The sequence below is a fragment of the Nostoc sp. 'Peltigera membranacea cyanobiont' 232 genome (assembly GCF_002245985.1).
In the GTDB taxonomy this organism is placed as follows: domain Bacteria; phylum Cyanobacteriota; class Cyanobacteriia; order Cyanobacteriales; family Nostocaceae; genus Nostoc.
In genome coordinates this window covers 61,992-74,199 of the sequence record NZ_NOLK01000001.1, presented here as the reverse complement: position 1 = coordinate 74,199, position 12,208 = coordinate 61,992, and the positions used below count along the sequence as shown (strand labels likewise).

The following is a 12,208-nucleotide window of genomic DNA, read 5'->3' as shown; positions in this document are numbered from 1 at the left end:
ATCATTGTACAGTAGGAAGTATAACAAAAGAGTAGAGAGTAATTTGCTTTCTATTCTTTGGATTGGCTGGCGCTGTTAGGCGTTAAGCCTCGCCAACACAAAGACACTCCTTGCACCTTTTGATCACGTCTTTGTCTTCAGCCGAACGCTCTTTGTTACCTATGCAATCTCCATCCTCCTTTTCTGAGGCATCACGGCCTTTTTTAACTTGGCAACGAATTCTTGACTGGGCTCAAGAACACTATCGATGCCGTACCTTTAGCAAAGATGAGCGTATTCCAGCCCGGCCTGGATTGCTATATTTGGTGCAAAGGGGTGCGATCCGCATGGTAGGAACCGCCCAAGTTAGTGCGACAGCTAGTCAGCTAACGTCTCGAAGAATCAACAGAACCCCAGAAGAAGCGTTCTTGGGTTTTGTAGGAGCGGGACAGCCATTTGAAATTGTTGCTCAGTCGCCATTTACACTCCAGGCTTACGCCCATGTTGACCAAACTGCGGTGCTGTGGATGTACTGGCACGATCTAGACAATTGGCCTCACTTCCGTCGTGAAGTTATGGATGCCTTTAGGTATCAGCACCAGCGTAAGCTGCTGTGGCTGAGTGCCTTGGGACAACGCCGCACAATTGACCGACTCTTAGGATTTCTCACATTGTTAATTGAGGAATATGGAGAGCCAGCAATGAGCGACACCGATCCTGATGTGATTCGCGGCTATTGTCTGCCCTTTCCCCTTACTCATGCCCAAATTGGTAGCGCGATTGGTTCGACCCGTGTCACCGTCACCCGCTTGATGGGTAAGCTGCGTCAACGCGGCTTAATCCTCACCCAAGGGGATAATCTAATTTGCTTGCCAGCAGAATCGATTAATAGAGCTGGTTAAAGCACAGTTCAGAGCGGCGATTTCCGCCACTCTGCCTAATTGCTATCGCTCTTGTCAGCGAATTTTGACAAACCCAGCTTGACTAATCAGTTCCTGTCCCTGCTCAGTCAGCAGTAAGTTGGCATAAGCGACACCTGCTTGCTGCTCAGTCTGACTATTCTGTTTGACCACCACAAACAGATTGCGGGTAATCGGGTATTTTCCTGATTGGAAAGCATCAATGTTCAATTTGTTCCGTTTACCAGGACATTCCGACGGGAGGACAGAAGGTTCTTGGTATGGAGGAATATATTGTCCTTGCGTCCGCCCCAACGGCAAGGCTTTGATTGAACATTGAGGAATCACCTCTGGGGCAGAAGCGTAGTAGATGCTACCAGAACTAGCAGCCAATTTTTGCAAGGCTTGGGTGGTTGTGGAGATAAATTCCACATTGGAGCCGAAGGCTTGACCACCCAAGATGTCTTGGACAAAAAGTTCTACAGTACCGCCATCAGCAATGCGACGGGAATAGGGCTTAATCGGGATATTGGGGCCACCCACCTGGCTCCAATTATTGATTTTACCTGTGTAAATTGACTTTAATTGGTCTAACGTCAGTCCTACGATGTTGAGGTTAGGATTAACTGCGACTGCTAAACCATCAATAGCCACAGGAATTTGTTTCAAACTGAATCCGCGCTGCTGGGCACGGCTTAGTTCCCGATCTAGAATTGGTCGAGAGGACTGGGCAAAAGCTAGTTGACCGTCTATCAGTGACTGGATACCAGTGCCAGAACCAGGAGATGTATTGCTGGGTTCTACATAACGCAGTCGTAATTCTGGTCGCGCCGCTTGAATTGCTGGATCGACTACCAATCGAATCGGTGCCCAAGATGTACTGCCTCCGTAATTGAATAATCCTGTAGGAACATCTTTTACTGAGGTAAAAGTATTGCCATTAGGTTGTTCTGATTTGGCCTGGGGTGTTTTGGTGCTACCAGAATTGATTGTATTTAGCTCAACACCAGACTTTCTACTAAACCACCAAAAACCGCCAGCTATTAGCCCGGCCGTGATTAGGATGGATAAAACAAGAATAGGTATTTCATTTTTTTGTTTTTGGGACATAGTTACCCGCGTGTCCATTCAATATAAGTACTTGACTTGATAGGTGCTTGCTACTTGAGATTGTATTGGGAGGACGGGTGTTTTGTTCGCGAATTATGAAAAATCCTAACTTCTGATTAATTTAGGGTTTGAGGTATAATAAATTTCCTTTAAATTATCTGTTACTTCTCTATAAGTGCATAAATTGCTAGTTGACACTAAGATTTTTCCCTATGAAGCTCAATTTCTCATCTTGAGAGCTTTTTTAGGTTAACTATTGGTTAATTTTTAATTTTTATTGCTAATTATCGGACTGGTTCAAAGTCATAACCAGTGCCAGAGCGAGAACCAGGAACAATTTTTACAAGTTGGACTGGCGCATTGCGATCGCCTGATGCTAGAAACCGAATTGTACCAGAAGCACCGGTGGCAGAAAAGTCAGAAGACGCTAGTGCTTGTTGGACTCCAGACCTCGTGGGATCGAGTTTTAATGCAGCAATTAAAGCTACAGTGGCATCATAGCTGAGGGCGCTTCGCCAACTTACATCAGCGCCCCATAACTGTCGAGATTTCTCGGGAAAATCTGATTTGCGATCGCCATCAATATGCCAGGAAACTGCCAATACCATTCCCACAGCTTGCTCTCTGCCAATTTCTAAAGTTTTGGCGGTGTAAACATCATCTCCTGCCAGTAGAGTTAATCGTTTCTGGTTAATTTGAACTACTTGTAGCGCTTTATCGAGGGTTTCAGTGTTAGCGGCCAACATCAAGACTTCTGCACCTTGCTTAGTTGCCTGCTCTACGCTTTTAGCCGCACTAAAATCTGCCTTGGATAAGTCAAATTCGCTGGATACTTGTCCACCTTCTAAGGAAACAGATGAAACAAACTCCGACTTTAAAGACTGGCTATAGTTACTTTGAGAATTAAAGAAAACCACAGCATTTTTTTTCTGCAAGGTTCTCACCATATAGTTGGCTAAACTTCTCGCAGCCATAAAATCACTGGGAACCGTGCGAAAAACGTAGCGGCTAAAGTTAGAAATTTTGACAGATGTGCTGGTAGGGGAAATTGCTACAAGTTGTCCAGAATTATAAATAGTACCTGCGGCTAAGGTGGAATCGCTAGTATTCGGCCCAACTACACCTAATACTTCTGAATTAGTGACTAGGCTGGAAGCGATTTGCTTGGCTATTTCTGGCTTGTCGTCGTCGTTAGCTATTCCTACTCTCAACGGCACTCCCTTGACTCCTCCAGAGCTATTAACTTGATTTTGGGCTTGGGCTATACCACGTAAAATTTCTAAAGAAATATTGGGGTCAGTGCCAAAAGGTACAGAAGCAACGATGGTATAGCTTTTGGATCTGATGCGGGCATTGTTAAGAAAAATTAGTGTTTCTGGATCGTTAGGGTTGAGTTTTAGGGCAGCTGTGAAATTGGCGATCGCCTTATCGTAACTTTTAGCAGCGATCGCCTGTACTCCTTCTTTTTTTTCAGCAGAAACAGCACCTGGAGTCAAAGTTTTGTCCCCAAAACTAATCCGATCTTGTAGAGATAGATTGTTAGCTGGTTCCGAACCTGGAGCGATCGTATTACCAATTTTGACCCCAAAGCCATTAGTAAACCACCACGCACCACCGCCAACTATTCCAACTGTCAGCAACAGAGCTAAGGCTAAAATTTTGGTTTCATTCTTCTGTGACATGAAAAAATCTGAATAAAATAAAAATGTTTGTTATTTAATTATTTGGCTAAGTTCATTTAATTCTGACAAATCCAGTCTTTTCGATTAATTCTTGACTCTCAGGTGTCAGCAGCCAATTTGCATAAGCAACGCCTACTTGCTGATCTGTTTGACCATTCTGTTTAACAATTACAAATAAGTTGCGGGTAATTGCATAGTCTCCACTACGAAACGCTTGACTATTCAATTGATTACGTTTGTTGGGACATTGAGATGGAGGTACAAACGGTTCTTGGTAAGGAGGCACCAATTGACTGCTTGTGCGCCCCAGTGGTAGGGATTTAATAATACATTGAGGTACCACTTCTGGGGCAGAAGCATAGTAAATTCCCCCAGGATTTGCAGCTACTTTTCGTACTGCTTCAGTTGTCGTGTCAACATAACTTACATTGTTACCAAAATTTTCTTTATTTAGAACATTTTCGACAAAGAATTCTACTGTACCCCCGGCTTCTTTGCTACGGGAGTAAGCTTTAATTGGTAAATTTGGGCCACCCGCCTGTTGCCAATTAGTAATTTTACCAGTGTAGATGTCTTTGAGTTGAGCCACAGTTAAACCAGGGATGTTGAGATCGTGGTTAACTGCGATCGCAATTCCATCAATCGCCACTGGAATTTCTTTTAAACTAAATCCTTTTTGTTTCGCCTCGGCATTTTCTTCAGCCTTTACTGAACGAGAAGATTGAGAAAAAGCTAGTTGATTGTCTATTAACATCCGCAGGCCAGTTCCAGATCCTGCTTTACCTGATGGCGGCTGAGTGTAGCGTAAAATAAACCGGGGACACTGGCTTTCTAGTACAGAGTCTACATCTTTACGGATGGGTGCCCAGGTTGTACTACCACCATAATTGAATGTCCCTTCTGGGAGGTTGGGCACGTTACATTTACTGGCAAACTTGTTTACGGAGTTATCTGTGTTACCAGTCCCCGAAGATTTAGCAACAGTCCCATTTAGTTGCGCCCACCGTTCCATAAAAAACCATAAACCACTAAAGATTAAACCAATGGTGATGACAACGGCTAAGAAAAGGCTAAGTGTTTCGTTTTTTTGAGACATAGGTGGCTGTTAGCACCAGGAGTTTTTTAAAGGATGAGAGATAATAGTTTATAAATAAGTCGAAATATGGCTGTTAGTGAAATGGCAACTAAAGCTGCTGTAACTGATAAAATAATCACTCCCTGAATGCCAAGCCCCCCTTGTAAAAAGGGGAGAAAAAAAATAAGCGCAAAAGTAATTGTTGGAATAATTAATAAGTCGAACTTTTCAATCCACCGCCTGGTTTGGGCAAATATCAGTATCCCCAAAATCACACATCCAACAATAAAAGTAGGTATTGGTGATTGTACTAGACTGAAGAGGGCGATCGCTATCAATGACCCCTGAAATCCACTAAATGCTGCCCCACCCAATAATTCCACTGTAGAAAACGCTGGTTGAGTTGGTGAACGGTTGGAGACGACGGGATTAGAACCTTTAGATGGCTGTGGTGGGAGGGTTACAGAGGGTGAATTAAGCTGTGTAGCAGCTAGAGGCTGTGAATGAAGTGCATTTAGAACTTCCTGCGCCGACTGGAAGCGCTGATTAGCAGCAGGTAGCAGCATCTTATCTAAAATGCCAGCAAGGTGAGGATTGACGCTAACTTGCTCATGCCATTTCCACTGGTTGCTGTAAGCATCAAATAGTTGAATAGCTTCCTGATTTGTCAACAAAGTGATAAGAGTTACAGCTAAAGCATATAAATCCGTAGATGGGAATACTTGACCCCCAGCCATCTGCTCAGGCGGTGCAAATCCCATAGAATAAATTCCTGTAGAAGAAGCAGCCCCTAATGCAACGTTTGTCACTTGCTTAACTGCGCCAAAATCTAGTAAGAAAAGTTTACCATCACGACGGCGCATAATGTTAGAAGGTTTAATATCTCTGTGGATAATGTTTCGATCGTGGACAAAGCTTAGTACCTTGAGGATTTCTTGCAGTACTTCTAACACTTGCTGTTCAGAAAATTTACCCTGTTGAGCTAATTCTTCCTCTAAGTTTTGCCCATCAATATATTCTTGTACTAAGTAAAAAAATTGGTCTTCTTGGCCTGCTTGTGAACTATTAACTATCACTGGAAAGAAGGCAAACAAGTCGGGGATTTGCTCGTGATCGTTACCAAGTTGTGCTAAAACATCTGCCTCTCTCTCAAACATTATCTGTGCTTGTTGCAGTTGAGCTAAGGTTAAATTTCCTGCTGGTTGAAACTGCTTAACGACGCATTGACGCATTCCAGGGATTCGCCGATCGCGTGCCAAAAACGCAGCTCCAAACCCGCCCCTTCCCAGCAACTTTGTAGGTACATATCGACCATCTAGCAGCAGTGGCATCCCACAGGTAGTACAGTACTTTTGCTGCGTCGTTTTCAGGTTCGTAATATTATCTAAATCCACAAAATAGTTTCGTGGCTGTGGGCAACGTGGACGAGTACAGTAAACTTCCATTTTCGTGATTAGTCATTAGTCAAAATAATTCGTAATTGATAATACCCTCCATTTCCGTAGCGTCTCGTAGAGAAGGCGAGAAACAAGCTACATCATTCGTAATTAATTAATTTTGCCTACAGATAAACTAGATTAATTGATGATTTTCCTTTATATACAACCCCTAGCTTTCCTACGGTATGCTGCGCGAACAGCTATCAGGTCAGAATGATGAATTATCTAGGCGCAGCCTTACCGTAGAGGATTACAAACTATTTAGTCATTAGTCATTTACAAAAAAACAAAGGACAAATGACGAGGTTTTAGTCTTCGCCGGAGGAGGCGGGCATAGCTATATCCAATGTAGTGACCGCTATGCTTTTTTGTGTAAATGTTAACACATCTTGACTCCATCCAGGGTTAGCAAACTGGGGCAAAATTTCTTTACTAAAAGCTTCTGCGGCCTTGGATCTATAGCGATTGGGATTAAAAATCAGCCACAGTGTCCGTTTGACAACGACACCTTCAATAGGGGTACGGTGGAGAACACCCATTTGTAACTCTTTAGCGATCGCACTTGTTGAAACAAAAGCAGCCCCTAAACCAGATTGCACGGCATTCTTAATTGCTTCAATGGAATTTAGTTCCATTTCAACCTTAAAACGTCTGGTATCAATTTCACAACGTCCTAACACTTGGTCAATTACTTTGCGGATAGTCGATTGGGAATCTAGGGCAATGAATTGTAATTTATATAGGTCTTCTTTTTGGATTGTTTCAAGTTTGGCAAAGGGATGAAAGACAGGTAAAATCAGCGCTAATTCGTCTTCAGCGTAAGAAAGAACTTCTAAAGATTCTGACAGTTCGCCAGGAATTTCACCGCCAATAATCGCCAGATCCACTTGTCCGTTAGCGACACTCCAAGCAGTTCGCCTGGTAGAGTGGACGTGTAATTGTACAGCCACATCTGGATATTTTTGTCGGAACATACCGATCATTTTGGGTAACAGATAAGTGCCGGTGGTTTGAGAAGCACCGACAATCAACGTACCACCTTGGAGATTTTGTAAATCCTCAATGGCGCGGCAGGTTTCCTGACACAGACTAAGGATTTTTTCACCGTAATTTAGGAGTAGATGCCCTGCTTCAGTTAATTGAGCGCGTCGTCCTCCACGGTCGAATAAAGGGACATCGAGCTGGCGTTCGAGATTTTGGACTTGTAAGCTGACGGCAGGTTGGGAAACGTAAAGACTATCGGCGGCCCGCTTGAAGCTTCCTTCTTGGGCGATCGCTTTTAAAATCCGTAACTGATCTAAAGTGAAAGGAAGGTCAGACATAAGGCTCAACCCACAAACTTTTAAAGGAGCGGATGCACACAACAAATAAAGTTTGGCAGCAATCAGCCATGCATGATTTGTTGCATATTAAACTTGAAGGCTTGACTCGAAAAGGACAGTAGCACAACATCTTGACTAAAGTCTCCTTTGGAATACTTTGTGGTATTGGTTGTACTGAATTCAATTTTCTTTAAATTACTTCACCCGTCTATATGCTGCTGATTTCTTGGTTGACACCCAGTCATTTTGTCATACTGGGGTTACAAATAGTTTTTGCGATCGCTCACAGTGGAGGCGCTGCTTTGCGTCCAAGGTCCGAAAAATATATTGGCCCAAGGCTTTATCGCATTCTCTTTGCATTAGTCAGCCTACCGTTGGCTGCGATCTTAATTATTTACTTTTTTGGGCACCGCTATGATGGTTTGCAACTTTGGCAGGTACAAGGAGTGCCAGGAGTGCGAGAATTTGTTTGGCTGCTGTCAGCGATCTCGTTTTTGTTTTTATATCCTGCTACCTTCAATCTACTAGAAATTGCTGCTATTCAAAAGCCCCAAGTTCATCTCTACGAAACAGGAATTATTCGGATTACTCGTCATCCTCAGATGGTGGGACAAATAATCTGGTGTGTTGCCCATACTCTCTGGTTGGGTACTACCTTTACCCTTGTGACTTCCATTGGATTGGTGTTGCATCACTTGTTCGGGGTTTGGCACGGGGATCGCCGTTTGAGCGATCGCTATGGAGAAGCCTTTGAAATTGCCAAACAACGAACTTCAATTATTCCGTTTAAAGCAATTATTGACGGTCGTCAATCTATCTTATGGCAGGAATTTATTCGCCCTTCCTATTTGGGAGTTGCCATTTTTATCGCTTTGCTTTGGTGGTCACACCCTCTGCTGATGGAAGCAACTGGTAGAATAAAATGGGAAATTTAAGCGATCCCCAGTGTCAGCAGAAAATCCCAAATAGATTAAAATTTCAGCTTATCAATTGCCCCAAATCAATGTAGGATAAGTTCAAACGTCTATCAGTGGGGGTGCGTTCAGTTAGCTTGAGATTTTTATTGGTAGTTGAAGGCCCGTTGTCTTTCCTTGGGAGTCAGTGGCAGACTCAGTCAAATTCCCAGGCGGATACAGCAATCAGGAGTCTAACATTCAAAAAAGCCACCGTGAGAGTCCCGATGGCTTTTTTGTCAGAGACACATCAACGCGCTCAATTTTTACTCAATTATTCTGTGTCCTGAGATTTGGTTCCTGAAAGCATCTATCGGCAGTTACTGACTTACCAATCCTTCACTTCAGTACTGATAGGTAGTTTGATATAAAAACCTTATAATCCAAGAGGCGTCATGGTGTTGTCGGTTAGTGAGCAGACATTTACTCAAGAAGTTTTAGAATCTCCTATTCCTGTTTTAGTTAACTTTGAAGCACCTTGGTGTGGGTTGTGTCGGATTATCCACCCGCTATTGTTGCAATTTCAAGCCCAATGTGGGGACGAAATTAAATTAGTTGGGGTTAACGCCGATCAAAATTTTAAATTGTCTACTACTTATAGGCTAAAGTCACTGCCAACTTTACTACTGATTGAAAATGGCACTGTTCGCCATCGCTTGGAAGGGTTTCGTGGCAGAGAAGATTTACGTCTAGCTTTAGAAGACATCAAAGTAAGCTACAGCAGTTACCCGAAAATCTACAAGAGTCCAAAAACAGCCGACTTAGAACGTCGGTCAGCCTGATGGACATTGGGCATTGGGCAGAGGAAATGAGCCATGGCGCAAGTGACCAATGACCAATGACCAATGACCAATGACAAAGGGAGCATCTCAATGAGTGTAAAAACACGCCTGCCCTGGCGAATGAAATTCGCGGCTATACAAACAAAACCCACCTTCGTGGGTTTCAAATTCTTTGAGTCCGCGTAGGCGGACTTCGTTTGTGTAGCCGCGATTTCTAATCGCCTGGTATATTTGCAAAGGTGAGATGCTCCCATGACAAATGACCAATGACAAATGACCAAATCTAAAACCATGCTTAATACCCCACCCAATCAGTCTTGGGTGGGTTATTTTATCCTAAAGGGTGTGTGTCACAATTATTAACAGTTTCGACACGCTAAATCAAGAATTCTAAAAGTAGGCGTCAGTGATGGAAGTAATCTATCAGTATGCCTGGCTGATTCCGGTGTTTCCTCTTTTTGGGGCAATGCTGGTCGGTCTAGGGTTAATCTCGTTGAATCAGGTGACAAACCGCCTCCGGCAGCTGAACGCTGTGGTGATTATCTCTATGATGGCAGCAGCTATGGTGCTGTCGTTTGCCTTGCTCTGGAGTCAAATTCAAGGACACGCGCCTTATCTTCGCACCTTTGAGTGGGCAGCAGCAGGTAATTTTCACCTGAGCATGGGCTACACTATCGACCACCTGACAGCCCTAATGCTGGTGATTGTCACAACGGTAGCTTGCTTAGTCATGGTTTACACCGATGGCTACATGGCTCACGATCCCAGTTACGTGAGGTTTTACGCCTATCTCAGTTTGTTTGGCTCCTCAATGTTAGGTCTGGTGGTCAGCCCCAACCTAGTACAGGTTTATATATTCTGGGAATTGGTGGGAATGTGTTCCTACTTGCTGGTCGGCTTTTGGTTCGATCGCAAGTCAGCAGCCGATGCCGCTCAAAAAGCGTTTGTAACTAACCGCGTAGGTGACTTTGGTCTGTTACTAGGCATTTTGGGGCTATTCTGGGCGACAGGAAGCTTTGATTTTAATATCATGGGCGATCGCCTCGCCGAACTCGTGCAATCAGGTTCGATCAGCAATTTTCTCGCTGTCCTGTTGGCGATTTTAGTTTTCTTAGGGCCAGTGGCAAAATCAGCCCAATTCCCCCTCCACGTCTGGCTACCAGATGCAATGGAAGGCCCCACGCCCATTTCTGCCTTGATTCACGCAGCAACAATGGTGGCGGCGGGTGTTTTCCTCATTGCCCGGATGTACCCAGTATTTGAACACGTTCCAGTTGCAATGAACGTCATTGCCTTTACTGGGGCGTTTACGGCGTTTTTGGGGGCAACCATTGCCATTACCCAAAACGACATCAAAAAGGGCTTGGCTTATTCCACCATTTCCCAACTTGGTTATATGGTGATGGCGATGGGAATAGGTTCCTACAGTGCTGGACTATTCCACCTCATGACCCATGCCTATTTCAAGGCGATGCTGTTCTTGGGTTCTGGTTCAGTAATTCACGGTATGGAAGGTGTCGTCGGTCATGACCCCGCCTTAGCTCAAGATATGCGCTTGATGGGCGGACTGCGGAAGTATATGCCCGTCACCTCAATTACTTTCTTGATTGGTTGCTTGGCAATTTCTGGTATTCCGCCCTTTGCTGGCTTCTGGTCAAAAGATGAAATTCTGGGGAAAGCTTTTGAGGCTAACCCATTTCTTTGGATGATTGGCTGGCTAACTGCCGGAATTACTGCTTTCTACATGTTTAGAATGTATTTCATGACATTTGAAGGCAAATTCCGGGGTACTGACGAAAAAATCAAGCAAAAACTCAAGAGTGCTGCGGCGACAATTGTCCTGGAATTAGAGTCAGCAGAACCAGCCCCGAATTTTGGGCCTGGGGCGATGAAGAAAGGAGAATTGGCTGTAACTAGCGAGCATCATGATTCCCATGACTCCCACGGGCATCACAGCGACTCCCCCCATGAATCGCCGTGGACAATGACGCTACCGTTGGCACTGTTGGCTGTGCCTTCGATTTTGATTGGTTTGGTGGGAACTCCCTACGCCAATTATTTTGAAGAGTTTATCTTTCCTCCTAGCGAAACCCTTTCCGAAGTTATAGAAAAGGCTTCCGAGTTCAATCCGACGGAATTCTACATCATGGCGGGTGCTTCAGTCGGAATTTCTTTGATTGCGATTACCCTGGCTTCGCTGATGTATTTGCGCCGGAAAATTGATCCAGGTGCGATCGCTGCTAAAATCCAACCACTTTACGAGTTATCTCTCAACAAGTGGTACTTTGATGACATTTACCATCGGGTTTTTGTCCTCGGCTTGCGTCGCCTAGCTAGACAAGTTATGGAAGTTGACTTCCGCGTTGTCGATGGTGCTGTTAACCTCACGGGCTTTTTCACCCTTGTTAGCGGTGAAGGTCTGAAGTACCTAGAAAACGGTCGCGCTCAATTCTATGCCTTGATTGTGTTTGGGGCAGTTTTGGGCTTAGTGATTGTCTTTGGTGTTACCTGATTTTAATCGGGGTGGGCGATCGTCCACCCCTAAGTTTTTTAAAAGTAGCGAATAGGCGAATGATAAAGAAGAAATACATTTACTGGCAAGATGATGATATGTGGTTAGGTTATCTCGAAGAATATCCCGACTATTGGACTCAAGGTGAAACTGAAGAGGAGTTAAGAGAAAATCTACTCGATATTTACAATGAATTAACAAGTGGAACTATCCAAAATATTCGTAGAGTTGCAGAACTTGAAGTTTCATGAAACGAAGAGACTTAATCAGTAAACTTGAAGAAATGGGTTGTATCTTCGTTCGTCATGGTGGCAAACATGATTGGTATCAGAATCCAATAACAAAAATATCTCAAGCTGTTCCTAGACATAGGGAAATTAAGGAGCAACTTGCAAAACATATTATTAAGATGCTTAACGATGAAGCAGGCTAATGCTTAGAATAAAAGGTACTCA

At 43.9% G+C, this 12,208-nt stretch carries 11 protein-coding genes; 6 read left to right on the top strand and 5 right to left on the bottom strand.

The annotated features are described in order from the left end of the window. The first annotated feature begins 161 nt into the window (after window positions 1-161). On the top strand, window positions 162-881 hold the full coding sequence (locus CDG79_RS00300; RefSeq protein ID WP_012412419.1) for a Crp/Fnr family transcriptional regulator: 720 nt from the start codon (window positions 162-164) through the stop codon (window positions 879-881). A gap of 54 nt (window positions 882-935) precedes the next feature. Here CDG79_RS00300 and CDG79_RS00295 read toward each other — a convergent pair whose 3' ends face one another. From CDG79_RS00295 to CDG79_RS00275, 5 genes are all read right to left on the bottom strand, one after another. Continuing rightward, window positions 936-1,988: a PstS family phosphate ABC transporter substrate-binding protein gene (locus tag CDG79_RS00295; protein ID WP_094339626.1), complete on the bottom strand. Its 1,053-nt coding sequence runs from the start codon at window positions 1,986-1,988 to the stop codon at window positions 936-938. A 284-nt stretch (window positions 1,989-2,272) separates the two neighbouring features. Continuing rightward, a complete protein-coding gene (locus CDG79_RS00290) occupies window positions 2,273-3,670 on the bottom strand; it encodes an ABC transporter substrate-binding protein (RefSeq protein WP_094339625.1) in 1,398 nt (465 codons plus the stop codon). A 52-nt stretch (window positions 3,671-3,722) separates the two neighbouring features. After that, window positions 3,723-4,766, bottom strand: coding sequence for a PstS family phosphate ABC transporter substrate-binding protein (locus CDG79_RS00285; protein ID WP_094339624.1), 1,044 nt, complete (start codon window positions 4,764-4,766; stop codon window positions 3,723-3,725). Window positions 4,767-4,792: 26 nt separating this feature from the next. Then, entirely contained in the window at window positions 4,793-6,190 is a 1,398-nt protein-coding gene (locus CDG79_RS00280; RefSeq protein WP_094339623.1) for a protein kinase domain-containing protein, read from the bottom strand. A gap of 302 nt (window positions 6,191-6,492) precedes the next feature. Next, on the bottom strand, window positions 6,493-7,506 hold the full coding sequence (locus tag CDG79_RS00275; protein ID WP_094339622.1) for a LysR family transcriptional regulator: 1,014 nt from the start codon (window positions 7,504-7,506) through the stop codon (window positions 6,493-6,495). Window positions 7,507-7,718: 212 nt separating this feature from the next. Between CDG79_RS00275 and CDG79_RS00270 the strand changes: the two genes are divergently transcribed. The 5 genes from CDG79_RS00270 (at window position 7,719) to CDG79_RS00250 (ending at window position 12,186) form a co-directional block, all read left to right on the top strand. Continuing rightward, the gene (locus CDG79_RS00270; RefSeq protein WP_094339621.1) at window positions 7,719-8,441 is read left to right on the top strand and encodes an NnrU family protein; all 723 of its coding nucleotides are present in this window, start codon (window positions 7,719-7,721) and stop codon (window positions 8,439-8,441) included. Window positions 8,442-8,854: 413 nt separating this feature from the next. Beyond that, window positions 8,855-9,241, top strand: a complete 387-nt coding sequence (locus CDG79_RS00265; RefSeq protein WP_094329070.1) for a thioredoxin family protein — start codon at window positions 8,855-8,857, stop codon at window positions 9,239-9,241. Between the two features lie 409 nt (window positions 9,242-9,650). After that, the gene (locus tag CDG79_RS00260; RefSeq protein WP_094339620.1) at window positions 9,651-11,753 is read left to right on the top strand and encodes an NAD(P)H-quinone oxidoreductase subunit 5; all 2,103 of its coding nucleotides are present in this window, start codon (window positions 9,651-9,653) and stop codon (window positions 11,751-11,753) included. A 59-nt stretch (window positions 11,754-11,812) separates the two neighbouring features. Next, window positions 11,813-12,004: a type II toxin-antitoxin system HicB family antitoxin gene (locus CDG79_RS00255; RefSeq protein ID WP_094339619.1), complete on the top strand. Its 192-nt coding sequence runs from the start codon at window positions 11,813-11,815 to the stop codon at window positions 12,002-12,004. Further along, window positions 12,001-12,186 (top strand): type II toxin-antitoxin system HicA family toxin, encoded by a 186-nt coding sequence (locus CDG79_RS00250; RefSeq protein ID WP_094329073.1) that lies wholly within the window; start codon window positions 12,001-12,003, stop codon window positions 12,184-12,186. The genes CDG79_RS00255 and CDG79_RS00250 overlap by 4 nt, the downstream gene beginning before the upstream one ends. The last annotated feature ends 22 nt before the right edge of the window (window positions 12,187-12,208 follow it).

Excerpts from the sequence above, each read along its gene's own strand:
- CDG79_RS00285 (WP_094339624.1), bottom strand. The coding sequence starts at position 4,766 with ATGTCTCAAAAAAACGAAACACTTAGCCTTTTCTTAGCCGTTGTCATC.
- CDG79_RS00255 (WP_094339619.1), top strand. The coding sequence starts at position 11,813 with ATGATAAAGAAGAAATACATTTACTGGCAAGATGATGATATGTGGTTA.
- CDG79_RS00260 (WP_094339620.1), top strand. The coding sequence starts at position 9,651 with ATGGAAGTAATCTATCAGTATGCCTGGCTGATTCCGGTGTTTCCTCTT.
- CDG79_RS00290 (WP_094339625.1), bottom strand. The coding sequence starts at position 3,670 with ATGTCACAGAAGAATGAAACCAAAATTTTAGCCTTAGCTCTGTTGCTG.
- CDG79_RS00250 (WP_094329073.1), top strand. The coding sequence starts at position 12,001 with ATGAAACGAAGAGACTTAATCAGTAAACTTGAAGAAATGGGTTGTATC.
- CDG79_RS00270 (WP_094339621.1), top strand. The coding sequence starts at position 7,719 with ATGCTGCTGATTTCTTGGTTGACACCCAGTCATTTTGTCATACTGGGG.
- CDG79_RS00275 (WP_094339622.1), bottom strand. The coding sequence starts at position 7,506 with ATGTCTGACCTTCCTTTCACTTTAGATCAGTTACGGATTTTAAAAGCG.
- CDG79_RS00295 (WP_094339626.1), bottom strand. The coding sequence starts at position 1,988 with ATGTCCCAAAAACAAAAAAATGAAATACCTATTCTTGTTTTATCCATC.
- CDG79_RS00300 (WP_012412419.1), top strand. The coding sequence starts at position 162 with ATGCAATCTCCATCCTCCTTTTCTGAGGCATCACGGCCTTTTTTAACT.
- CDG79_RS00265 (WP_094329070.1), top strand. The coding sequence starts at position 8,855 with ATGGTGTTGTCGGTTAGTGAGCAGACATTTACTCAAGAAGTTTTAGAA.
- CDG79_RS00280 (WP_094339623.1), bottom strand. The coding sequence starts at position 6,190 with ATGGAAGTTTACTGTACTCGTCCACGTTGCCCACAGCCACGAAACTAT.